Here is a 22,225-nt window from a genome sequence, read left to right on the forward strand (position 1 = left end):
CAACGGGAGATCGCCATGCACACCCCTGAAGACGCACTCCTCGACAGCTGGCAGCACAACGCCCAGGCCTGGATCGATGCCGTGCGCAGCGGCGCCATCGAGAGCCGTCGTCAAGTCACCGACCAGGCCATCCTGCTGGCGATCCTCGGCCGCCAGCCGGAACGGGTACTCGACCTGGGCTGTGGTGAGGGCTGGCTGCTGCGCGCGCTGGACGACCGTGGGATCGAGGCGGTGGGCGTCGATGGTGACCGGGCGCTGGTGGAGGCCGCGCGGGCTGCTGGCGCTGCCGAGGTGCACTTGGCCAGTTACGCGCAACTGGCCGAGGGGCAGGCCTGTGTTGGCACCGGCTACGACCTGATCTGCGCCAACTTCGCGCTGTTGCATCAGGACATTATTCCGCTGTTGGCGGCGATGAATACATTGCTGGAGCCAAGCGGTGCGCTGGTGATCCAGACCTTGCACCCATGGAGCGTGGCCGGCGGGGATTATCAGGATGGCTGGCGGGAAGAATCATTTGCCGGTTTTACTGGGCACTGGCAACCGATGCCGTGGTATTTCCGTACCCTGGCCAGCTGGCTGAACGCGCTGGACATGGCGGGGTTGCGGCTGGTCAGTCTGCAGGAGCCACAGCACCCGCAGAGCGCGGTGCCGCAGTCGTTGCTGATGGTGGCTGCTCCTACAGGAATGTGGCCGGTTTACAGCACCGGCTTGCGCGCCGCGCCGCTGCGGGCCTTGGCCATGGCGGCCAGGCGCACCGCGACGTTGGCCGCGCCGTAGCCGGCATAGCCACCTTTGCGCTGGATGATTTCGAAGAAGAAACGCTCCTCGAACGGCTCGGTGTACACGTGGAACAGCTCGCCACCCTGGGCGTCGCGGTCGTACAGCACGTTGTAGTAGGCCAACTCGCTGAGGAACTCGTCGTCGAAATCGAAACGCGCCGCCAGGTCGTCGTAGTAATTCAGCGGGATTTCCAGCAGCGGCACCCCGGCCAGCTTGGCCCGTGCCACTTCACGGAAGATGTCGTCACAATCGAAGGCGATGTGGTGCACACCCGAACCCCGGTAGCTGGACAGCGCATGGGCGATGGCGGTGTTGCGGTTTTCCGAGATGTTCAACGGCAGGCGCAAGGTGCCGCATTGGCTGCGCAGGGCGCGGCTCTTGACCAGCCCATATGGGTCGGGCAGCACCACTTCGTCGTCGGCGGCGAAGTCGAACAAGCTCTTGTAGAACAGCACCCAGCTGTCCAGCGATTCTGCCGGCAGGGCCAGGGCCATGTGGTCGATACGGCGCAGGCCGCCGGTAGCGACTGCGTGCTTGTCCAGGCTGAAATCGGTGTCGTACAGGGTGTGGCCGGCTGTGCCCTGCTCTACCAGGTACAGCAGGCTGCCATCCGGTGCACGCACCGCCGGCACTTCGCATTCGTTAGGGCCGACCAGGCCGCGGAACGGCTGGCCACGGAAGGCGGTGGCGCGCTTCAGGGCGGCCTGCTGGTCCTTGACCCGCAGCGCAGTGGCGCACAGCGACGGGCCATGGGCCTCGAAGAAGTTGTGGCCGAAGGAGTACGGCTCGGCGTTCAGCACAATGTTGATATCGCCCTGGCGCAGCAACTGCACTGCTTTGCTGCGGTGCTTGCCGGCTTCGGCGAAGCCCAGGCGCTTCAGCCAACCGCCCAGGCGCGCGCCGACGGCTTCGTCCACCGCAAATTCCAGGAACTCCACGCCGTCATAGGCGCTGGCCGCTGGCGGGGTGAACAGGACGCCAGGTTCGATCGGCGTGTTTTCCTGCTCCAGGCGCAAGCGGGTTTGCTCTTCGAGATACAGCAGCGAACGCAAGCCGTCGGCGGCATTCTGCCGGGTCGGCGCGGCGCGGAAGCCGTCGTTGAAAATTTCCAGCGACAGCGGCCCACGGTAGCCCGTGGCGAGGATTGGCGCGAGGAAGCCGGCCATGTCCATTTCACCCTGCCCCGGGAAGCAGCGGAAGTGGCGGCTCCACTCCAGCACATCCATGGCCAGGATCGGCGCATCGGCCATTTGCACGAAGAAGATCTTGTCGCCGGGGATGTCGCGGATCGCGCTTGGGTCGCCCTTCAACGACAGGGTGTGGAAGCTGTCGAGGATCATCCCGAGGGCCGGGTGGTCAGCCTGGCGCACCAGGTTCCACACTTGCTGGTAGGTGTTGACGTGGCGGCCCCAAGCCAGGGCTTCGTAACCAATGCGCAGGCCACGCTTGCCGGCATGCTCGCCCAACAGGCGCAGGTCGTCGACCAGCAGTTGCTCGTCGCCCAGGGCATCGGCCTGGACGTTGCTGCACACCAGCACCAGGTCGGTACCCAGCTCTTGCATCAAGTCGAACTTGCGTTCGGCGCGGTCGAGGTTTTTCTGCAGGCGGTCGCGACGGCAGCCTTCGAAGTCGCGAAACGGCTGGAACAAGGTGATGGCAATCCCCAAGTCGGCGCACATCTGGCGCACCTGGCGTGGGCTGCCGGCGTAATAGAGCAGGTCGTTTTCGAAGATCTCGACGCCGTCGAAACCGGCGGCGGCGATGGCTTCGAGCTTTTCCGGCAGGGTGCCGCTCAAGGACACGGTAGCGATCGAACGCTGCATGGCGGGAGTTCCTTGTTGTTAGAAGAATACGGTGCCAGTCGGGAAAATCCCCTGCCACCGTTTATGGCACGATCGATTATTCGCAGGTAAAGTCGTCGCTTCAATATCTTTGTACGGAATGGTTAGTTTTTCGTTCGATTATCGCACAAAACCCGTTTTAGCGAATTGCTAGACCGCTGGCCCGTGGTCAACATGAACCACAGACGCAGGCACACCGACCGTTGCCTCCTGCCTTGGCATAACCTCTGGCGGAACCTGCGCAAACAACAATAACAACGGAGACAACGATGGCTCACTCCAGCTCGCAAGCAAAGAAAGCGACCGCCAGTGGATGGATAGGCTCGGCACTCGAGTACTACGACTTCTTCATCTATGCCCAGGCCGCCGCACTGATTTTCCCGCAGATTTTCTTCCCCAACACCGACCCGAAAATGGCCATCATCGCCTCGTTGGCCACCTACGGCGTGGGCTACCTGGCGCGCCCGGTCGGCGCCTTCGTGCTGGGCCACTGGGGTGATACCCGCGGCCGCAAGAACGTACTGCTGCTGTGCATGTTCCTGATGGGCCTGTCGACCATGGCCGTAGGCCTGCTGCCCACCTATCACGACATCGGTTACCTGGCCCCGGCCTTGCTGGTGGTGCTGCGCTTGATCCAGGGCTTTGCGGTGGCCGGGGAAATCTCCGGGGCGAGCTCCATGATCATGGAACACGCGCCGTTTGGTCGAAGAGGCTATTACGCCAGCTTCACCTTGCAAGGTGTGCAAGCGGGCCAGGTGCTGGCGGCAGCGGTGTTCCTGCCACTGGCTTACTTCATGCCCAGCGAAGCCTTCACCGAATGGGGCTGGCGGATTCCGTTCCTGATGAGCGCCATCGTGCTGATTGCCGGCTTCATCATCCGTAAGGAAGTGCACGAAACCCCGGCGTTCGTGAAGGAAGAGAAGCAGGACAAGGTGGCCAAGTCGCCAATCAGCGAAGCCTTCCGCCACAGCTGGAAGCACATGGTGCTGGTGATGTTCATGGCACTGATGAACGTGATCCCGGTCGTGGCCACCATTTTCGGTGCCGCCTACGCGGTACAACCGGCCTATGGCATCGGCTTCGACAAGAGCGTGTACTTGTGGATCCCGGTGGTCGGCAACATCGTCGCGGTGCTGGTGATCCCGTTCGTGGGTAACCTGTCGGACAAGATCGGCCGTCGCCCGACCATGATCGCGGGTTGCCTGGGCTCTGGCCTGCTGGCCTTCGTCTACCTGTATGCGATCAGCATCCAGAACGTGCCCATGGCGTTCGCCGCCTCGATCATCATGTGGGGCATGGTTTACCAAGGCTACAACGCGGTGTTCCCAAGCTTCTACCCAGAGCTGTTCCACACCCGCTACCGTGTTTCGGCCATGGCCATCGCGCAGAACATCGGCACCATGCTGACCGCCATGCTGCCGGCGCTGTTCGCCCTGGTTGCCCCGCCAGGTTCGGAAAACATCCCGCTGGTCGTCGGTGGGCTGGCGTTCTTCATCACCTGCGTGTGCGCCCTGGCGGCCTACATCGCCCCGGAAACCCACCGCCTGGCGATGGAAGACCTGGGTAACCCAGAGGCCAAGCCGATGGCGAAGGAAGCGTATGAGGCTAGCCGTAAAGGCAGCATTCAGGCGGTGAGTCACTGATAGACCGCAGGGGCTGCTTTGCAGCCCATTCGCGGGCTTGCCCGCTCCCACAAGCACCGCATCAGCTTCAGCCTCGATGCGATCCTGTGGGAGCGGGCAAGCCCGCGAATGGGCCGCAAGGCGGCCCCTGCAATCTCAGCCTTTGACCACTTCTTGCAGTGTTTCCCACAGTTTCTCGACATGCTCGCGCTCGGTCGGCAGCGCCCCAATCGAAACCCGTACCATCCATCGCCCATCCAACGTCGCAGGCGTCACATACGCGTCCCCAGACGCATTCAGCCGCTGCGCCCAGCGCTTGGTGTGCGCATCCAGCGCTTCCCCTTCCAGCCCCGCCGGCCGATGGCGAATGCACAAGGTTTGCAACTGCACCGGCGCCAACACGTCCCATTGCGCCGTTGCCTCAACCTGCTTCGCCAACCACTGGGCATTGTCCAGGTCTCGCCGCAGCCGCGCCTGTAACGCGTCGACGCCCTCGCTGCGCAGCATGAACCACAGCTTCAATGCGCGGAACCGACGGCCCAGCGGGATGCCCCAGTCACGCAGGTTCTTCACCTCGCCATCCACCGCCGATTGCAGGTAGCTAGGGTTGGTGCTCATCACCCGGATCAGGTGCTGGGGATCGCGCACGTAGTAGATCGAACAATCGAAGGCCACACCCAGCCACTTGTGCGCATTGACCACCACCGAGTCGGCCAATTCGATACCGTCCCACATCCAGCGGCACTCGGGCAGAATCATCGCCGAGCCGGCCATGGCCGAATCCACATGCAGCCACAGGCCGTGGGCCTGGGCGATCTCGCCGATCGGGCGCAACGGGTCGAGGGCGGTGGTCGTCGTGGTGCCGGTGGTGGCCACGACGGCGCATGGCTGGTTGCCGGCAGCCAGGTCCAGTTCGATCGCCGCCTGCAATGCCTCAGGGCGCAGGGCATAACGCTCGTCCGTGGGGATAAGGCGAATATTGTCGCGGCCAAAACCGGCCAGCAGCGCAGCCTTGTCCACTGAACTGTGGGCGTGCGCGCTGACATACACGATCAAAGGCTTGGCTTCGGCCTGCAGGCCACCGCGTACCAAGGCATAGTCGGTGGCGCGCTCGCGGGCGCTGATAAGCGCTACCAGTGTGCTGGTCGAGGCAGTGTCCTGGATTACCCCACTCCATTGGCCAGACAGGCCGAGCAGTTGGCGCAGCCAGTCGAGGGTGGTTTCTTCCAGTTCACTCAGGGCCGGGCTGGATTGCCACGACAGGCCCAGCACGCCCAGGCCGGTGCTGAGGAAGTCACCCAGCACCGAGGACAGGGTGCCGTTGGAGGGGAAATAGCCGTAGAAGTCTGGGTGCTGCCAATGAGACAGACCGGGCATGACCAGTTGATTGACGTCGTCGAGGATGGCCTCGAAGGGTTCGCCTTGCTGGGGCGCGGCTCCGGGCAACGCGGCCTTCAGGTAGCCAGGCTCGACCTGGGCCATGACCGGGCGTTCGCCGACAGATTGGCGATAGTCGGCGATCAGGTCGATCAGTTGGTGGCCGTACTGACGGAATTGTTCGGGGGTCACGTGGGCTCTCCTGTGGTTTTTCCACTGCCGGTTTCGGCAACACAATGCCCCCAGTCTAGGCACCTATGCCAAACCGAATAACCCCGCCTTGCGCATACCTGCTATGGCAAACCCGCATGCCCGCCCTGCACGCCGAACTGCGACTGGCGCCACAGCTCGAACACCCGGTTGCGCAACCAGCGGTGCTCGGCCGAAGCCTGCAGCCGCTGGTGCCACACCACCCAGTAGCGCTGGCTGTGGTCGATGAAGCCCAGCGGCCGCCAGGCCAGGTCATGCAAGCGGCACAACTGCCGGGCAATGTGCTCGGGAACCGTAGCCACCGCCTGGCTATTGGCAATGACTTTGACCGTAGCGGAAAAAAACGGCACTTCCAGGCTGATACGCCGCTGCAGGCCCTGCGCACGCAGGTGGCGGTCGATGAAACTGTCCTTGTCGCCACCGCCGGAAATGCGCACATGCTTGTACGCCAGGTAATCGGCCTGGCTGAGCGCGGCATGCGCGGCCAGCAGGTGATCGTGGCGCATCAGGCACACGGCGCGGTCTTCGCCCAGCAAGCGGCCGTGCAGGTTGGGTGGCGACTCGTCGAACAAGGTGGTAGCCAGGTCGATTTCGCCACTGGCCAACAAAGCATATTGGCCAGCCTGCCAGGTGCGGTACTCCAGCGATACGCCCGGCGCTTCACGCTCCAGCGCCGCCACCAGCAGCGGCAGCATGTGTTCAGCCACATAGTCCGAGGCCGCCAGGCAGAAGCGCCGCTCGCAGCGCGCCGGGTCGAAGGCGGCAGGCTGGCGCAGGGCGTGCAGCTCTTCGAGCACTTGGCGCAAGGGTTCGACCAGGGCTTCGGCGTACTCGCTGAGCACGTAGCCACGGCCCTGGCGCACCAGCAGCGGGTCGTCGAAGGCTTCGCGAAGGTTGGCCAGCTGGCGGCTCAGGGCCGACTGGCTGACGCCCAGGCGCTCGGCGGCGTGGCTGAGGTTTTTCAGCTGCAGCAGGTGGTCGAGGGTACGCAGGTGGGCGAGGCTGAGGGAGGCGAAGGTGGGGTTCATCGGGGCTCGGTCCAGATCGCAAGCGAGGACTTTGCCCTCGTTTCGCGGCGCAAGGCCGCTCCTACATGGGTTTTGCATTCCCTTGTGGGAGCGGCCTTGTGCCGCGAATGGGCCGCAACGCGGCCCCGGCTTTTTAAGCGGTCAGACCAACGTAGACGTTCTGCACGTCATCGTTCTCGTCGATCGCTTCGAGGAACGCTTCAACCTCAGCCAGCGCTTCAGCACTCAGGCTGGCGGCGCTTACCGGGTTTTTCGGCGTGTAGCCGATCTTCGCCGAGGTGACGGTGAAGCCATGCTCGGGCAACGCCTTCTGCACCGCGTCCAGGTCGGTGGTGTCGGTGATGAACAGGGTCGAGCCCTCTTCCTCACCGTCCTCGAAGTCCTGGGCGCCGGCTTCGATGGCGGCCATTTCCGGGTCGGCGTCAGTGCTTGCAGGCGTGGCTTCGATCAAGCCCACATGGTTGAAGTCCCACGCCACCGAACCGCTGGCACCCAGCTGGCCCTTGCGGAACAGCACACGGATTTGCGCGACGGTACGGTTGATGTTGTCGGTCAGGCACTCGACGATCAGCGGTACCTGGTGCGGTGCGAAGCCTTCATAGCTCACCGCGTGGTACTGCACGGCGTCACCGTCCAGGCCGGCACCCTTGCGAATCGCCCGGTCCAGGGTCTCGCGGGTCATCGAAGCCTTCTTGGCTTGCACGATGGCCAGGCGCAGGCGCGGGTTCATGTCGGGGTCGGCGCCCGACTTGGCAGCGATCTGGATTTCCTTGGACAGCTTGCCCATGATCTTGCCTTTGGCATTGGCCGCTGTTTCTCTATGTTTGGCTTTCCACTGTGCGCCCATGTCGACTCTCTTGTTTCAGCGGCCGGTTCAGGAAGCGACCGGCCAAAAGTGGGTGCATTTTATACGCCCTCAAGCATGGGATCGACAAGAAATCTCGTCAGCCTTTATCGGCCTTGCCCGCCGCCGCGGCAAACCGCGCCAAGCGCACGTCCAACCGGCGCGGGCGCACACCACGGTCTTCGGCATGCTCCTTGCGGCGGATGGCATTGCGCACCATCAGCGAACCCAGGTAGCGAATCGGCTCGGGCGGGAACAGGCCGAGCGGCCCCTTGACCAGTGGCGAGCGGGTCCATGGGTTGTCCAGCCCCAGCGCCAGCGACGAAAGAATCTGCCCGCCCATGTGGCACGGGCCAACGCCGCTGCCGGAGTAGCCAAAGCCGTAGAACACATTGCCCTGCCCGTCCAAGCGCCCGAAGAACGGCAAGCCGGTCACCGAGCGGTCCGACGGCCCGTTCCAGCTGGCCGCCAGTGGCACTTCGGCCAAGGCTGGGAAAAACTCGCCAAGGCTTTCGCGCAGCAAGGGTCGGTACGGCGACGGCTGGTCGAAAACCGGCAACATGCGCCCGCCATAGGCGAAGGTGTTGCCGCCCTTGCCGAGCATCAGCCGGCCATCGGAGGTGTTGTGGTAGTAGTGCACGAAAATGCGCGAGTCGAGCACGCTGATGCCGCTGTCCAGGCCGATCTGGCGCAGCAGCTCGGGGCACGGTTCGGTTATCACCATGTCGCTGGAGACAATCGCCACGCTGCGCTCGAACTGAGGGAAGGCCCGCGCCATCCAGGCGTTGAGGCCCAGCACCACGCGATCGGCGCGCAGCGTGCCATGGGCCGTGCGCACCTGCACCGGGGCGCCATGCTCCAGGCCGGTCATGGCGGTACCCTCAAAGATGCGCACCCCGCGCTGCAAGGCCACCCGGCGCAAACCGCGCACCAGCTTGCCCGGCTGCACCGTGGCGGCGGCCGGCGAGAACCAGCCTTCCAGGTGCCGCGCAGAACCTGCCAGACGCTGCACCTGCTCCAGCGGCAAGCGGCGGAACGAGTTGATACCCTTGTGCTCCAGCGCGGCGATCACCGCATCGGTGGCACCGACCTGGGCTGCATTGGTAGCCGTGTACAGCGTACCGTCCAGGCGGTAGTCGCAGTCGATGCCATTGGCGGCGCAGAACGCGCCGATGTCGCCGATGCTGCGCTCCGACTCGCGCACCAGGCGCACCGCCTCGGCCACCCCGAACAGGCGTTCGAGGGTGAAGTACTTGGCCGACCAGGACAAGGCACAACCGCCATTGCGACCACTGGCTCCGGCACCACAAATGTCGGCCTCGATCAGCACCACATCCAAGGCCGGCACCGCCTCTTTGAGCATCAGCGCCGTCCACAGGCCGGTGTAGCCACCACCCACGATGCACACATCGCAACGGGCATCGCCTTGCAGCGGTGGGCACACCGCCTCCTGGGTCGATTCCAGGGCCTGTTGCAGCCAGAAGGGTCTCATTCGCTCGCTTTCCTTTAGGTACGCAGTGGCTTGATTGCCATGCTGGTGTTCGGTGCCACGTCAGCGCTTTGCGCATGGCTGGCCGGGCGGCTGTTCCAGTGCGGCAGCAGTACCAGGGCCGAGAACAGCGCGCAGCCGGCGAACACGATGAACACCGTGACGCCATCGAAGTAACCCGGCAGCAGCCCGCCCAGCACCGCCCCCACCGAACCGCAGCCATTGACGAAGCCGGCCGCGGTGGCGCCAGCCTTGGCGGTGCCGAAGTCGATGGCCGCCGCGCCGCTGATCATCGAATCTGGCCCGTACAGGGTCAGGCCCATGACGAACAGCAAGGCCACCACCAGCATCACACTGCCGGTGTGCATGGCCGCCATGAACGCCGCCAGGGTCACGGTCAGCAGCACCAGGCTGATCACGCAGGCCGGCATGCGCCGGGCGCCGAACAGTTTGTCGGAGGCCAGGCCGATCATGATCGGGCCAAGCAGCCCGGCCAGTTCGAAGGCGGTGGGGATGATTGCCGCACCGACCTTGCCCACCGAGGGCATCTGCTCGAAAACGATCACCGGGCCCCACAGCAGAATGGCGTAGCGCGCCGGCTTCAGCAGGAAGTACGCCAGGCCCAGGGTCATCACCGTGCGGTTGCGCAGAATTTCCTTCAGCGGCGCCCACAGGCTGCACAGGTTGTCGGCCGGGGCCATGCTCTGCGGCTCGGGTTCCACTGCCGGCAGGCCGACGTCCTCTGGCTTGTTGCGCTGCAGGAAGAAGAACAGCACCGCCACCAGCGCCACCACGGCAGCACTGGAGAAGAACGCCGCATGCCAGGTGCCGACCAGGGTATACGCCCACCAGCCGGCGAACGGCGAGGCCACCAGGCCGCCGAAGGCATAGCAGGAGCTCCAAAGGCCCAACACCCGCCCCCGCTGCGAGGCCGGGAAGAAGCTGCCGATGTTCTTGCACAACCCGGCCCAACCGGTGGATTGCGCCAGGCCCTGCACCAGCATGCAGGTAGCGAAGATCGGGAAGGTGGCGTAACTGCCCATCACCACCGCCGCCACCGCGGAAATCAGCAACCCGCCGAGCACCACCACACGCGGGCCGAAGCGGTCGGCAAGCATACCCCAGGTGAACTGGCCCACGGCATAGGCGGCCAGGTAGATGGCGTCGAGGTTGGCCATGGCGGCCTTGTCGAGCATGAAACTTGGGTCTTCGGCGATGCCCAGCTTGGCCACCGAGAAGGCTTTGCGGGTGAAGTAGAAGGCGGCGTAGGCCAGCCAGGTGATGGCGAAAATCTGGATGCGCCAGCGTTTGAACGCGGCTAGGGATTGATTCATGTGAGTCTGACCTCTTGCTCAAGTGTGCCGGCAGAATGTGAAGAAACGCCTGTCTTGTTCTTGTGTTACGCACAGCGATGACAACGCTGTCATCGGGTCAGATGGCACCGTGTGGGCACCATGGCCCTGGCGGCATTCGTGGTGCCAGCGTCGGGCTGACATGCATGGAAACAGTTGCGCTAAAATAAATAAAATCGATTTATCGTATTACACACATAAGCTCAGCTTGTTACTGAGGTGGTCATGTCGGTTTCCCACGCACAACTCAAGGCTTTCCACGCGGTGGCCGTGCACGGCAGCTTTACCCGCGCGGCGGAAAAGCTGTTTCTTACCCAGCCTGCGGTGTCGGACCAAGTGCGCAAGCTGGAGGAGCGCTTTGGCGTATTGCTGTTCCACCGCAACAAGCGCTCGGTACAGCTCACCGACCTGGGCGAGCGTCTGCTGGGCATCAGCCAGCGCCTGTTCGCCTGCGAAGCCGAGGCCCATGAACTGCTGCAGGACTCGCGCGCGCTGCACACCGGCAGCCTGGTGCTGGCGGTGGATGCGCCGGTGCACGTGCTGCCGCAGATCGCCCGCTTCTGCCAGCGCTACCCAGGGATTCAGGTGAAGATCGAGACCGGCAACACCGACGAATCCTTGGCCCGACTGTTCAGCTATCAGGCTGACCTGGCGCTGCTGGGCCGGGATGTCGACGATGAGCGCCTGCATTGCCTGCCGCTGCGCCGCGACCCGATGGTGGCGTTCGTTTCGCACCACCACCCATGGGCCAGCCGTGGGTCGATCAGCCTGGCCGACCTCGATGACATGCCACTGGTGTTGCGCGAGCCCGGCTCGGTGACGCGGCAGACGCTGGAAGAAGAGATGCAACGAGCGGGGCTGCGGATTCGCCCGGCGATCCAGGTGGAAGGCCGGGAGGCGGCGCGCGAGGCAGTGGTGGTGGGGATTGGCGTGGGCGTGGTGTCGGCGGCGGAGTTTGGTGCCGATGCGCGGGTGTGTGCGTTGCCGATTGTGGATTGTCAGCGGCACCTGACCGAGACGTTGGTGTGCTTGAGCGAGCAGCGCACGCGGCGGGTGGTGGCGACCTTTTTGCAGATGGTTGAGGAAGGGGTTTAAGACTGTGCCGGCGCTTTCGCAGCACAAGGCTGCTCCTACACGGGAATGCGATCGCCTGTAGGAGCAGCCTTGTGCTGCGAAAGGGCCGGCACAGGCAACCCAACTATGCTGGGATAACCTCATCCTCCGGCATACTCTTCATGCTCTACCGCCTGGCCGCCGACACCCTGGTGCTGCTGCACCTGGCCTTCATCCTGCTGGTGCTGTTCGGCGGCTTGCTGGTGCTCAGGTGGCGCCCCGCCCTGCTCATCCACCTGCCGGCCCTGGCCTGGGGCCTGGCAGTGGAATGCCTGCACCTGGGCTGCCCGCTCACCACCTGGGAAAACCGCATGCGCAGCGCCGCCGGTGACGCGGGCTACCAGGGCGGTTTCGTCGAGCATTACATCTGGCCGCTGATCTACCCCGCCGGGCTGACCCCGCACGTGCAGTTACTGTTGGGCAGCATCGTGCTGCTGCTCAACCTTGGCATCTACGGCTACGTGATCTGGCGCTGGCGCCGCACTAGCGGGTAGCGATCACGAACAACCGCGGAAACGGCAACAGCACCTTGCCATCGGTGGCCGGCGGATAATCGCGCTGCATGGCCTGCAGGTACATCTGCAGGAAATCGGCCTGTTCCTGCTCATCAAGCTTGGCCAGGTAAGGCCGCAACGCCGAACCCTTGAACCATTCCACCACCGCTTCGGCGCCGCCGGCCAACGGGTGATGATAGGTGGTACGCCACACGTCCACCCGCGCGCATAGCGGGCTGAGCAGGTCGTAATAGAACGCCGCGCTGTGCCGTGGCGGCAGCTGGAAGTCGGCGAACTTGGCCGCCCAGGGGCCTTGGCTGGCGATTTCGCGCAATTGGCGATGGGCCGGCTCATCGAGGTTATCTGGCGTCTGCACGGCCAGGCTGGCACCTTCGCTGAGCTGGCGCACCAGGTGCGGGTACAGCAAGGCATGGTCGGGCACCCATTGTAGCGAGGCATTGGCCAGGATCAGGTCCTGCGGCTCGGGGGCCTTCCAGCTGGCAATGTCGGCGATGACCGTGCGTACCCGCGGGATGCACAGCCGCTTGCGCTCGCGGGCCTTGTCGATCATGTCGGGATCGCTGTCCAGGGCCGTCACCTGGGCATCGGGGTAACGCTGCAGCAGCACCTCGGTGGAGTTGCCAGGGCCGCAGCCCAGGTCGGTGGCGTGACGCACCGGGCGTGATGGAATGGCGGCAAGCAGGTCGCGTACAGCGCGGGTGCGCTCGTCTTCGAACAGGGAATACTGGGTGGCGGACCAGGCCATGTGAAGCTCCTTGGGGCGGACAATGTGTTCAGCATATGCCATCTGTCGACTGTGGCCACCCTCTATCGGTCCAGGGTCCGCACCGTCGATTGCGGCATCTCGGCAGTCCGTTGCCGGGATGCTGACGGTTCAGTGCCTCAAGCGCTGGCGGAAACCGGGCGTGGTGCACGCACACCCCAAAGCCAATAGCCCAGGGAAAGCAGGACCAACCAGCCTACCCCGACATACATGGCCGTGCGGCTGGCTGGGAACCAACCGAGAACGCCAAAAATGAACACCATGAAAGCAATCGCGCACGCTGGCCCTACCGGCCACAGTGGCACTCGGTAATCCAGCGCAGCAGCCTCCTCCTTGCTCATACCGCGCCGCATGGCCACTTGGGACAGCAGAATCATCAACCAGACCCAGACAATGGAGAACGTGACGACCGAGGCCAGCACCAGGAACAAGTCTTCTGGCACCAGGTAGTTCAGTACCACGCCCAATAGCAATGCGACACCCATGACAGCAACCGTCATCCACGGCACACCGAAACGCGACAGTGATGCGAAGCCGGCAGGCGCCTGGCCGTTTTGTGCCATGCCGTACATCATGCGCCCGGCGCTGAAGATGTCGCTATTGATCGCTGAAACAGCAGCGGAAATGACCACGATGTTCAACACGGTTGCCGCTGAACTAATGCCAAGGCCACTGAAGATCTGTACGAACGGGCTGCCGTGGCTGCCGATGCTGGTCCAAGGGTAAATGGACATGAGCACCAACAGCGTAAGGATATAAAACAGCAGGATGCGCAGTGGGACTGAGTTGATCGCTTTTGGCAACACGCGCTTTGGGTCCCTTGCCTCGCCTGCCGTGATGCCAATCATTTCAACCCCGCCAAAGGCGAACATGACAACGGTGAAGGAAGCGATCATCCCGCTGATGCCATTGGGGAAGAACCCGCCGTGGCTCCACAGGTTCGAAATGCCGGCAACCGTACCTGCACCGTCATTCAACTGGATACCCAGTAGCAGTACAGCCCCGCCTGCGACAATCATGGCAACGATAGCCGTCACCTTCAGCAGCGACAGCCAGAACTCCATTTCCCCGAACACTTTCACGCTACACAGGTTCAGCGCCCCGATGAAGAACACGATCCCGAGCACCCAGATCCAGGCCGGTGTTTCAGGGAACCACAGCCCCATGTAGACACCGAACGCCGTCACGTCCGCCAGGCACACCACCAACATCGAGAACGCGTAGCTCCAGCCCGTCAGAAAACCGAAGTAGCGACCGAGGTACTGGCTGGCATAGTGGCCGAACGAGCCTGACACCGGGTTATGAACCGCCATTTCGCCGAGGGCGCGCATCATCATGTAAATGGCTGCACCGCCTATGAGGTAGGCAAGTAATACAGAAGGCCCTGCCAGTTTTATTGCCGATGCCGAGCCATAAAAAAGCCCTGTGCCGATAGCAGAACCTAATGCCATGAAACGAATATGCCGGGTAGACAGACCCCGCTTCAGCTGGTGTGAAGATTGAGCGTTCATAGATACCTTCTTGATTTTATTATCAGGTCCGCACAACGCACAGGTTGCGCGGTTTTATCAGGCACGCATTATTCCAATCATCAAGCCCGTGGCCACAGCACCGGGAACAGTTCATGGTTCATCTTGGCCCCGCTGGCCAGCTGCGTTTCGAGCCCGGGGAACTGTGGCGACGTTTTCCACTGGCGCGGTGCGTGAGTAATGTCGTCACCCAGGAAACGCACCGAGAAGGCACGACGCCGACGATTACCCCCGACACCTCCAGAGGCATGCAAGGTCAGCATGTGAAAGAACACCGCATCGCCTGGGGAGAGTTCCCAGCCGAGAATGTTCCAGGCGCTGCGATCGGCTTCGATATCCGGCAAGTCTGCCAGGCTGCCTTCCGGGAACCATTGCGCCTGGCTGTCGAGAAAGCTGCGCGGCATCAGCCACGGCCCCAGGTGCGAGCCCCCGACGAATTCAAGGGTGGACTCCCTCGCAACGGGGTCGATTGGCATCCACATGCTGCAGTTCTGGCGCCCATCGATGTTGTAGTAGGGCTGGTCCTGATGCCAGGGCGTTCGCTGGCGCGTGTTAGGTTCCTTGACCAGCAGGTGATCGTGATAAAGCCGGGCTGTCTCGCTGTTCATGAGTTGCGCTGCAACGCCACCCACCCGGCTCTCGAAGATGAACTGGCGATAGGCGGCGATATCGCCCCAATTACAGAAGTCTTCGAAGAACCAACCTGGGTCGTCAGGGCGACTCGCCACTTTGGCGCGCTCGCTGGGTGTTTTCAAGTTTTGTTCGATACCGGATTCGAGCAGTGCAACTTCTTCCGGGGTAAACAAGTTACGTACGCAAACAGCACCATCACGCTGAAAAGCCTCGATGGTTTCATGGCTCAATTGAAATTCTGCGGACTGATTCATAAAGCACCCTTTAGTCTTTTTATTGGGGCAGGCGCACACAAGTTTTCAGGAGGAATAAGCAAGGTGCGCAACGAGTATTGCTTTTCGGCACCAATAGGAAAAGAATATATTTCCTAATTTTGAGTATAGGAAAAAATGATAGGGTTCTCCTTCAGGCAGCTCGAGTACTTCGTGGCGGTGGCCGAACATGGCAGCATCAGCGCGGCTGCGAGAGCCCGCCACGTTTCCCAGCCCTCGGTATCGGTCGCGATCGCTCAGCTTGAAGAGGCGTTGAATGAGCGGCTGTTTCGGCGCCAGGTCAGCCGTGGGCTGGAGCTGACGTCAGCGGGTACCCGTTTGCTCGCCCAGGCACGCGAAATCATTGGCATGGCCATCGCCATGAATCAGAACGCCGATACGGCGCAAGGCTCGCTGCGCGGCAACTTGTCGCTCATTTGCTTTCAAGACTTGGGGCCTTATTACGCGCCACGGCTGCTATCGAGCTTTCGCAAGCAGTTTCCCGATGTCGAGGTCACGCTGTTCGAGACCGACCTGGCCGGTGTGCACCGCCACCTGAGCGCCGGTAAAGCCGAGCTTGCGCTGACCTATGACATCGGCCTCGATCCCTCGCTGCCGCGCCAGGTGTTGGCCGAATTGAAACCCTATGCGCTCATCGCCACTGACCATCGGCTCGCCCACCTGGCAGCGATACCCTTGCATGAACTGGCGCAGGAATGCTTGATTCTTGAAGACATTGCGCAGACACGCGAATACTTTCTTTCATTGTTTTGGGCGCATAACTTGCAACCGCGCACGCAGCAATATACCCAGACTTTCGAGATGCAACGGGGCCTGGTCGCGCATGGCTATGGGGTTGCCTTGTCGTGCACCCGGCCCGCCGGGGACCACTGCTATGACGGTACCCCGCTGTTGTGCCGGCCATTAGTGGAAGAGGTATCACCGCAAAAAGTGGTGCTGGCCCAGTCAGGCGCGATGCACCCTTCCCCGGTAGCGGAGGCGTTCAAGGGTTGGGTTGCCCGGGAGCAGCCCCGTTCAGGGGATTGGAACCGCTGAGGACTGCTCGACCCTAATACGGGATGACAACGTACCGACCGACTGCTCGGTATTCATCTGACTCGAGTCAGACGCAGGCTACCATCGGACGGGAGCAGTATGCGGTAGGCCTCTTCTGTCCCCGCTTTGAGCTCAGTATTCTGAGAGGTGGCAATGTTGGGGCACATACCTCCTGTTTCGAGCCTGAAGAAGTACGGGCCTGGCGCCAGCGTAACCCGGATATACTCGCCTTGACGGATCGAGAACACTTTCACATTGTTCACGTACATGTCGTGACTGCAACCTGAGCCGAAGATGCCCGAGTCCCGAAGGAAGACAACCGTCGACGTGCCAGGGTCACGAGCCTGCTGAGCCGCTATCATTGAAGGTTGATAGATCCGACTGGAAGGCACTTGTTTTGCTGTTTGTTCCGTTACAGGTGACGTGGAACAACCCGCCAGCAACGCGAGCCCCACGGCACAGATCAAGTTTCGCATAAGACCCCTCCTTGTTGATGGCGGGAATCTAGCACAGCCAAACTCACCGCTGCCGAAGAAGCATGAAATGCGCGCCATCCCTCTTCACCTGCACAACCCATATATCGCCTCAAAAGCTGCAGGCTACCAGGAAGAGACAAGGCTTTAAGCGCGACCAATGGACTCAAGGAGTAACTCAAGTGCTTGCTGGTAATGCAACCTCAGCGCCTGCGTGTGTGATTGCTCCCCCGGTGACGAAACAAGCGCGAGGGCACTGCCATGCGCATGGTCGACCAGAACATCACGCCAAAGCAACGGATGGGTGGCGACCTGTTCCAAACATGTACCCAGCTGCTCGGTGAGCTGAGCCGTCACGCCAGCAAATGCTTCCGGGTTCGCAAAAATTGCCAACGTTAGTTGAGGGTGCTTGCAGACTGCGTCGTGGTACCGGGATAACATCGTGCGGATCATCAAGACCGCGTTTGCTTGACGCGGAACATCCTGCAGTACACCTGCATAGACATGGTCCGAAAGCGCGCGGATAAGCCCGGCCTTGTCCTCCACATGACGATAGAGTGCCATTGGGCTGACCCCGAGCCGGGCGGAGAGTGCGCGCATAGTCAAGCCCACTTCTCCGCACTCGTGCATCAACTGTAGTGCAGCAGTGATGATGTCGGCCCTTGTAAGCTCATGCCCTTGAACAGGCCTGCCACGTGTTCGGCTCATCCGATCACCTTGTAGTTGGACTGTACCAATCCGGAAGGAAAACTTCGGCTGCTAACAAGCTTCAAGTCGACATCAGCCTCCATTTCACCAAATAGCGGTCTCCCCTGGCCCAGCAAGACTGGGACCACGGTAATAACAAGGTCGCGGATCAGTCCTTCGCGCAAGAAGGCTTGCACTACCCTCCCTCCGTCTACATAGACGCGGTGTACACCTTTCGATGCCAACTCCGACATAAGCTCCATAGGCTGTTTGCTAGTGAAGTTGACCTTGCCCACTAGCGCGGCGGGCACAGGCTCCTCGCTGAGTTTGGCAGACATCACCAGTACGGGGCGATCATAGGGCCAAGGCCCCAGCTCCAACACCTTTTCGTAAGTTCCGCGGCCCATCACGATCAGGTCTATATCGGCGATGAAATCTCCGTAACCATGATCTTCGGAAGGGTCGTCACGTTCCATCAACCAGTTCACATCGCCGTCGAGCCGGGCGATGAAGCCATCCAGGCTGGTTGCGATGAAGGCATGGCCGGTCGTCATAGGCTGGTTCCTTACCTTAAATATACGCCGTATACTTTATCTGCGAGAAGCGGATGGCGCAATTAGGTGATGGACAATCAGCTGATTTTTACCCCACATCCCGCAGCCTTCGTCGCTTTCCAGTACTGCAGCAATAGCGGAAGAAATCGACCTCAGGGCTCGCCATCCAGCGCCCACAGCCTGGCCTGTGGCATACCGGCCATCATTCAGCCCTGCACCACCACGACTGCGCGTACAGCACGCCGTCGACCTCTTCCACCCCGTTGATGTTGATGCCGAGCTGGGCCATGCCGTTGACCTTGGCGTCATGCAGCCGAGGGATAATGTCGGGCCCAGGCGTAGGATTGAACACCCACGCCTGAGTCGACACCCGCCCCAGCGGCTCGCTGTGATGATCACCGATGTGCACATCCGCACGCAGGGGCTGGATCTTCCGCAGATGTCCGGAGGGTATGGCGACACCATGCTCGCGGCGTCGAACAAGGAGGAAGTACATAGCGCACCAATACTGTATATGAATACAGTATTTGACCATTAAAGCGAACACACCGACCAGTACCGCCCGGCTGGCTATCCTTAGGGTTCCAGTGGAAGGAATGGGAAATGTGCGGAAGGCTGAGCCAGTACCGCGGGATCCATGACTTCGTTGAGACCCTGAGCATGCCAGAGGCCTGGCGCAACAACGTCGGCGACCAGGCGCTCGGACGGTACAACGTCGCGCCGACCACGCCGGTGGCTGTGATACGGGTCGATGACGCAGGCCCGCGCGCTGACCTGGTGAGGTGGGGATGGCGGCCGCACTGGGCGACTGACCGTGCGGCGCCAATCAACGCCCGAGTCGAAAAGGTGGCGCATGGCGCGTTCTTCCGTGCGATTTGGCCACACCGAGCAATCACGCCAGTTGACGGTTGGTTTGAGTGGGTGGATGAAGGCGGACCGAAGAAGCAGCCGTACTACATCCATCGACATGACGGGCGCCCTGCCCTTTGCGCGTCCATCGGCCAGTTTGCTGGCAACGAGGACGACGGCTTCGTGATCATCACCGCCGACGCCCAGGGAGGAATGGTAGACGTGCACGACCGCCGGCCTGTCGTGTTTTCACCGAAATTGGCATACGAGTGGATGGCAGCAGGAATGCCGAGTGCGCATGCAGAGCAACTCGCGCTGAACCTGGGAGAGCCGGCCGAAGCTTTTGAGTGGTATCGGGTTAGCACTTCAGTCGGTAATGTACGCAACCAGGGGGCCGAGTTGATTAGGCCGATTCAGTGAAGTAGCGGCAGCCACTGCCACGCGCCTTGGCGCAAAGCTGATAATCGGAAACAGCCTGGAAGAGAGACTCAGCGAAGAGGGACAATTCCTAATCATCTACGTACACTACCCGCCCCTAGGGGGACGAGCCTCCGAGTCATCTGGGAAGCCAGCAAGGAAGGAATTTAAATAATGACAACACAGGAGCAGTCATGGTCTGGGCAGTATTGGTGATCGGTATTCTAATTTTCACCGTCATAGGTGTCTGCTGCGTAGCAGCTATCTTTTTTAAAGATGAAGATCTGGCAAAGAGAATCTCCATGTGCCTACTTGGGCTTTGTATTATTGGTGTTACCTGGAGTGGGGCTAGTTGGTTGATCACTAATTTAAAGTAGACGAACTTTGCTCCTTGCTCAGACATGTGTAGAACGCTTCGCAAAGCGGCCCAGCTATCCGAGGGCACGGGTGGCTGCCGGGTCGAGCTCGCCACCGTGTACTCAGCGCGTGCAAAGCCGGCTGACCATCAGCCGCCAGCCAGTGCCTTATCACTTGTGACGAAGACCGGACGGCCAGGCAGTGAAGAACCAATAGATTCCGGTCCCAAAGACCAAACTCCATCGGCTTTCCGGGTTGCTAACCATCCCCACCAGGCCAAGGACGATTAATGCAACTCCTGCGCGCCTCCTGCGCTTCGGATTGAACCACGCCTGGAAGGCCCGAAGTCTCTCGCTAACTCGCACTACCGCTCTCCCTGTTTGGCAAGCGGCGAAGCATATCACCCCTACTCAACGATAACGCCTCACAGGCGAGGAACGCCCATGCCAGCGTTTCGGAAAACGCCCCTCCTCGACCTCAAAACTCAATACGGCTCGGCTGCGACCCACAAGACGACGAAATCGTGATGGACTTCTTCTGCGGTGGCGGCGCGGCACCTCACCCCCGATGTATTCGGCGGTGGCCTCGCGTGGGCCGGTGCTCACGATGCTGACCAGGAGGAAGGCATGAAAAAGAGAGAAGTCACGCAAAAGTCACGCAAATGAAAAAGGCCAATGTTCTGAACATTGGCCTTTCCCATTGGGATTATTTGGTCGGGACGGAGTGATTCGAACACTCGACCCCTTGCACCCCATGCAGTGTCTCAAGGGAATGTAAGACTATGATTTAATTGAAAATACACCATCTTTTCGGCCGCCAAAAAAGAAGGTATTCGAGCATTTTGCAAACGAAAATACGCGGGCTGCAGCCGGGGTTTTGCGCAGCCAGTTCCATTTCGTTTTGGCGGTGACAACGGGTTGAATCAATGGGTCAAACACCCTCGTCCCTCGATCCCACATCACTGGGGAACAGGTCTGTTATCGCTGGAGTAGCTGCCATTGACCGTCCGCTTACGACACAAAACGGCCACTCTCCATCCCTGTGAAATGGTAGTTGAGCGCTAACACAGATGTGGGATTCGCAAGGATGCAGGCTGTGTGCCATTATCTTCAGATCAACGGCATGGATTGGCTATAAATGAGCGAAGCGAAGTCAAAGTCAGAAAAGGCAAAGCGAAATAAAAAATCAGCGCCTAAAACAGCTGTTATTGACACAATTGTGAGACTGGATCTGAAAAACCCGCTACCACGGAGCGCAGAGTTTTTCATTCGCAGCCTTCGATACACCGCATATCGTGACTGGCCAAAAATAAAATGGCCAAAAATAAATGAGATATATTCAAATATTTTGCTATCGGAGCAAGCCGGGTACCAACAGCACAAGGAAATCGCGTCACTCCTCTACCATTTGGATTGTATCGACGCCGCAACGCAGTACACATTGGGTAAAATAACTAGCACAGAGGCAACACGTATTTATGATTCCTCAGAGCAAATGAAACTCGTGTTAGAATTATACCCGGACGTTGCGTCTCCCCTGCTGAAAAAGCAGACAGGCAAAGCCAACGATAGAAGGCCTGCCAGCTTTGCGAATAAATCCGAAAGCAGTTTTAAACCTACTAAAATTCGCCGCGATGATGTCACGCTTGATGAGCACACGAAGCCTGTAGCAAAAAAAGATCGCGATATATTGTATACCGCTGGCTGGGCTGCAACAGGGGCTTTTTATGATTCCGATAAACCGGAGAGGAAATGACCAAGGGTATCGAAAAATCATAGATACCCTGACCGTTGCTGCCCCTACATACACTATCAATTCAGCATCGGACTAGGCTTAGATGCTAAATCGCCCACAGCCGAACAGCCTCGAGAAATCCAGCATGCTTAAAGCTCGCCATTACCCGCCTAATGAAAGCGGTTGCGGAGAGGGCCACCTCACAGTCCAAGGTGGCGTACTGCTTGATTATCAGGCCACTCTGAACGCGTAGTTCGACCAGCTAGGCCGGTGGGAGACTAGTTGTCAAGCGAATCCTTAATTTGAAAAAATAGAGCAAACGCATTGACTTAGACAAACTTCACTCCGAGCTTTGAAAACCACCAAGAGGACCATGATATGACATCGGAAAAAGACAAGAAAGTCGCAACCCTTCGCAACGCTATCCCCACCATACCTGCGACAGGCTCGGAATTAAAGGCGCTATCCATTGCGCTCACCTGCGCCCTTGAGGGCACAGAGCTGAAAGTTCTAACCCAACAAATACTGCTTGACCATGTACCGAATAAAGCAAAAACCGGTCGAGAATTTAGCGAGCAAGATGCCAACTACCTTTACGTTTTGGTTGATTATCTAGACTCCCTTATATATTTAAGTGATGCGTGTCTAAAGACCTACAAAATGTTTGAGATTAAATGACCGGTGCGACTGGAGCTCAACTCAGCATTGCTGTCCATCCAGTAATGCAACAGTAGTGTGAGATTCGAGCGTC

19 protein-coding genes and 1 pseudogene are annotated in these 22,225 nt (G+C 60.6%); 8 read left to right on the top strand and 12 right to left on the bottom strand.

Going from position 1 to position 22,225, the window contains the following annotated elements:
- Positions 1-15: 15 nt before the first annotated feature.
- A pseudogene (locus tag ACNFBR_RS10110) lies at positions 16-672 on the top strand (class I SAM-dependent methyltransferase); the annotation flags it as partial.
- A gap of 23 nt (positions 673-695) precedes the next feature.
- Here ACNFBR_RS10110 and quiC read toward each other — a convergent pair.
- Positions 696-2,603: a 3-dehydroshikimate dehydratase QuiC gene (gene quiC / locus ACNFBR_RS10115; protein WP_416734797.1), complete on the bottom strand. Its 1,908-nt coding sequence runs from the start codon at positions 2,601-2,603 to the stop codon at positions 696-698.
- Between the two features lie 287 nt (positions 2,604-2,890).
- Here quiC and ACNFBR_RS10120 point away from each other — a divergent pair, with 287 nt between their 5' ends.
- Positions 2,891-4,264 (top strand): MFS transporter, encoded by a 1,374-nt coding sequence (locus ACNFBR_RS10120; RefSeq protein ID WP_416734798.1) that lies wholly within the window; start codon positions 2,891-2,893, stop codon positions 4,262-4,264.
- Between the two features lie 135 nt (positions 4,265-4,399).
- Here the strand turns inward: ACNFBR_RS10120 and ACNFBR_RS10125 are convergent, their stop codons facing one another.
- The 5 genes from ACNFBR_RS10125 to ACNFBR_RS10145 all read right to left on the bottom strand — a co-directional run bounded on the left by ACNFBR_RS10125 (position 4,400) and on the right by ACNFBR_RS10145 (position 10,525).
- Positions 4,400-5,812, bottom strand: a complete 1,413-nt coding sequence (locus ACNFBR_RS10125) for a DOPA decarboxylase (RefSeq protein ID WP_416734799.1) — start codon at positions 5,810-5,812, stop codon at positions 4,400-4,402.
- A gap of 101 nt (positions 5,813-5,913) precedes the next feature.
- Positions 5,914-6,858 carry a LysR family transcriptional regulator gene (locus ACNFBR_RS10130; protein ID WP_416734800.1) on the bottom strand — a complete coding sequence of 315 codons (945 nt, stop codon included), beginning with the start codon at positions 6,856-6,858 and terminating at the stop codon, positions 5,914-5,916.
- A 133-nt stretch (positions 6,859-6,991) separates the two neighbouring features.
- Complete coding sequence (locus tag ACNFBR_RS10135; protein ID WP_416734801.1) at positions 6,992-7,705, bottom strand: YebC/PmpR family DNA-binding transcriptional regulator; 714 nt, start codon at positions 7,703-7,705, stop codon at positions 6,992-6,994.
- Positions 7,706-7,802: 97 nt separating this feature from the next.
- Entirely contained in the window at positions 7,803-9,194 is a 1,392-nt protein-coding gene (locus tag ACNFBR_RS10140) for an FAD-dependent oxidoreductase (protein WP_416734802.1), read from the bottom strand.
- Between the two features lie 14 nt (positions 9,195-9,208).
- On the bottom strand, positions 9,209-10,525 hold the full coding sequence (locus ACNFBR_RS10145) for an MFS transporter (RefSeq protein WP_416734803.1): 1,317 nt from the start codon (positions 10,523-10,525) through the stop codon (positions 9,209-9,211).
- 243 nt (positions 10,526-10,768) lie between these two features.
- On the opposite strand from ACNFBR_RS10145, the gene ACNFBR_RS10150 reads away from it, so the two are divergent.
- Both ACNFBR_RS10150 and ACNFBR_RS10155 read left to right on the top strand, forming a co-directional pair.
- Positions 10,769-11,638 (top strand): LysR substrate-binding domain-containing protein, encoded by an 870-nt coding sequence (locus ACNFBR_RS10150; RefSeq protein WP_416734804.1) that lies wholly within the window; start codon positions 10,769-10,771, stop codon positions 11,636-11,638.
- A 140-nt stretch (positions 11,639-11,778) separates the two neighbouring features.
- Positions 11,779-12,150 carry a DUF2784 domain-containing protein gene (locus ACNFBR_RS10155; RefSeq protein WP_416734805.1) on the top strand — a complete coding sequence of 124 codons (372 nt, stop codon included), beginning with the start codon at positions 11,779-11,781 and terminating at the stop codon, positions 12,148-12,150.
- Here the strand turns inward: ACNFBR_RS10155 and tam are convergent.
- From tam to ACNFBR_RS10170, 3 genes are all read right to left on the bottom strand, one after another.
- The gene (gene tam / locus ACNFBR_RS10160) at positions 12,140-12,916 is read right to left on the bottom strand and encodes a trans-aconitate 2-methyltransferase (RefSeq protein WP_416734806.1); all 777 of its coding nucleotides are present in this window, start codon (positions 12,914-12,916) and stop codon (positions 12,140-12,142) included. The two genes, ACNFBR_RS10155 and tam, sit on opposite strands and share 11 nt — an antisense overlap.
- A gap of 137 nt (positions 12,917-13,053) precedes the next feature.
- Entirely contained in the window at positions 13,054-14,445 is a 1,392-nt protein-coding gene (locus ACNFBR_RS10165) for an amino acid permease (RefSeq protein WP_416734807.1), read from the bottom strand.
- A gap of 80 nt (positions 14,446-14,525) precedes the next feature.
- A complete protein-coding gene (locus ACNFBR_RS10170; RefSeq protein WP_416734808.1) occupies positions 14,526-15,350 on the bottom strand; it encodes a phytanoyl-CoA dioxygenase family protein in 825 nt (274 codons plus the stop codon).
- A 135-nt stretch (positions 15,351-15,485) separates the two neighbouring features.
- On the opposite strand from ACNFBR_RS10170, the gene ACNFBR_RS10175 reads away from it, so the two are divergent.
- Positions 15,486-16,403: a LysR substrate-binding domain-containing protein gene (locus ACNFBR_RS10175; protein WP_416734809.1), complete on the top strand. Its 918-nt coding sequence runs from the start codon at positions 15,486-15,488 to the stop codon at positions 16,401-16,403.
- Positions 16,404-17,023: 620 nt separating this feature from the next.
- On the opposite strand, the gene ACNFBR_RS10180 is transcribed toward ACNFBR_RS10175, so the two are convergent.
- From ACNFBR_RS10180 to ACNFBR_RS10190, 3 genes are all read right to left on the bottom strand, one after another.
- Positions 17,024-17,584 carry a TetR/AcrR family transcriptional regulator gene (locus ACNFBR_RS10180; RefSeq protein ID WP_416734810.1) on the bottom strand — a complete coding sequence of 187 codons (561 nt, stop codon included), beginning with the start codon at positions 17,582-17,584 and terminating at the stop codon, positions 17,024-17,026.
- Positions 17,581-18,117: a dihydrofolate reductase family protein gene (locus ACNFBR_RS10185; protein WP_416734811.1), complete on the bottom strand. Its 537-nt coding sequence runs from the start codon at positions 18,115-18,117 to the stop codon at positions 17,581-17,583. The genes ACNFBR_RS10180 and ACNFBR_RS10185 overlap by 4 nt, the downstream gene beginning before the upstream one ends.
- Before the next feature lie 202 nt (positions 18,118-18,319).
- Positions 18,320-18,613 (bottom strand): hypothetical protein, encoded by a 294-nt coding sequence (locus tag ACNFBR_RS10190; RefSeq protein WP_416734812.1) that lies wholly within the window; start codon positions 18,611-18,613, stop codon positions 18,320-18,322.
- A 107-nt stretch (positions 18,614-18,720) separates the two neighbouring features.
- Between ACNFBR_RS10190 and ACNFBR_RS10195 the strand changes: the two genes are divergently transcribed.
- The 3 genes from ACNFBR_RS10195 (at position 18,721) to ACNFBR_RS10205 (ending at position 22,152) form a co-directional block, all read left to right on the top strand.
- Entirely contained in the window at positions 18,721-19,386 is a 666-nt protein-coding gene (locus ACNFBR_RS10195) for an SOS response-associated peptidase (protein WP_416734813.1), read from the top strand.
- Positions 19,387-20,877: 1,491 nt separating this feature from the next.
- Positions 20,878-21,495 carry a hypothetical protein gene (locus tag ACNFBR_RS10200; protein WP_416734814.1) on the top strand — a complete coding sequence of 206 codons (618 nt, stop codon included), beginning with the start codon at positions 20,878-20,880 and terminating at the stop codon, positions 21,493-21,495.
- A gap of 357 nt (positions 21,496-21,852) precedes the next feature.
- Entirely contained in the window at positions 21,853-22,152 is a 300-nt protein-coding gene (locus tag ACNFBR_RS10205; protein ID WP_416734815.1) for a hypothetical protein, read from the top strand.
- The last annotated feature ends 73 nt before the right edge of the window (positions 22,153-22,225 follow it).

Source organism: Pseudomonas sp. NY11955, assembly GCF_048068035.1.
Lineage (GTDB): Bacteria > Pseudomonadota > Gammaproteobacteria > Pseudomonadales > Pseudomonadaceae > Aquipseudomonas.

What these genes read in the sequence shown, in the direction of transcription:
- quiC (WP_416734797.1), bottom strand. Translation starts at nt 2,603, where the DNA reads ATGCAGCGTTCGATCGCTACCGTGTCCTTGAGCGGCACCCTGCCGGAA.
- ACNFBR_RS10120 (WP_416734798.1), top strand. Translation starts at nt 2,891, where the DNA reads ATGGCTCACTCCAGCTCGCAAGCAAAGAAAGCGACCGCCAGTGGATGG.
- ACNFBR_RS10130 (WP_416734800.1), bottom strand. Translation starts at nt 6,858, where the DNA reads ATGAACCCCACCTTCGCCTCCCTCAGCCTCGCCCACCTGCGTACCCTC.
- ACNFBR_RS10135 (WP_416734801.1), bottom strand. Translation starts at nt 7,705, where the DNA reads ATGGGCGCACAGTGGAAAGCCAAACATAGAGAAACAGCGGCCAATGCC.
- ACNFBR_RS10140 (WP_416734802.1), bottom strand. Translation starts at nt 9,194, where the DNA reads ATGAGACCCTTCTGGCTGCAACAGGCCCTGGAATCGACCCAGGAGGCG.
- ACNFBR_RS10145 (WP_416734803.1), bottom strand. Translation starts at nt 10,525, where the DNA reads ATGAATCAATCCCTAGCCGCGTTCAAACGCTGGCGCATCCAGATTTTC.
- ACNFBR_RS10150 (WP_416734804.1), top strand. Translation starts at nt 10,769, where the DNA reads ATGTCGGTTTCCCACGCACAACTCAAGGCTTTCCACGCGGTGGCCGTG.
- ACNFBR_RS10155 (WP_416734805.1), top strand. Translation starts at nt 11,779, where the DNA reads ATGCTCTACCGCCTGGCCGCCGACACCCTGGTGCTGCTGCACCTGGCC.
- tam (WP_416734806.1), bottom strand. Translation starts at nt 12,916, where the DNA reads ATGGCCTGGTCCGCCACCCAGTATTCCCTGTTCGAAGACGAGCGCACC.
- ACNFBR_RS10165 (WP_416734807.1), bottom strand. Translation starts at nt 14,445, where the DNA reads ATGAACGCTCAATCTTCACACCAGCTGAAGCGGGGTCTGTCTACCCGG.
- ACNFBR_RS10170 (WP_416734808.1), bottom strand. Translation starts at nt 15,350, where the DNA reads ATGAATCAGTCCGCAGAATTTCAATTGAGCCATGAAACCATCGAGGCT.
- ACNFBR_RS10175 (WP_416734809.1), top strand. Translation starts at nt 15,486, where the DNA reads ATGATAGGGTTCTCCTTCAGGCAGCTCGAGTACTTCGTGGCGGTGGCC.
- ACNFBR_RS10180 (WP_416734810.1), bottom strand. Translation starts at nt 17,584, where the DNA reads ATGAGCCGAACACGTGGCAGGCCTGTTCAAGGGCATGAGCTTACAAGG.
- ACNFBR_RS10185 (WP_416734811.1), bottom strand. Translation starts at nt 18,117, where the DNA reads ATGACGACCGGCCATGCCTTCATCGCAACCAGCCTGGATGGCTTCATC.
- ACNFBR_RS10190 (WP_416734812.1), bottom strand. Translation starts at nt 18,613, where the DNA reads ATGTACTTCCTCCTTGTTCGACGCCGCGAGCATGGTGTCGCCATACCC.
- ACNFBR_RS10195 (WP_416734813.1), top strand. Translation starts at nt 18,721, where the DNA reads ATGTGCGGAAGGCTGAGCCAGTACCGCGGGATCCATGACTTCGTTGAG.
- ACNFBR_RS10200 (WP_416734814.1), top strand. Translation starts at nt 20,878, where the DNA reads ATGAGCGAAGCGAAGTCAAAGTCAGAAAAGGCAAAGCGAAATAAAAAA.
- ACNFBR_RS10205 (WP_416734815.1), top strand. Translation starts at nt 21,853, where the DNA reads ATGACATCGGAAAAAGACAAGAAAGTCGCAACCCTTCGCAACGCTATC.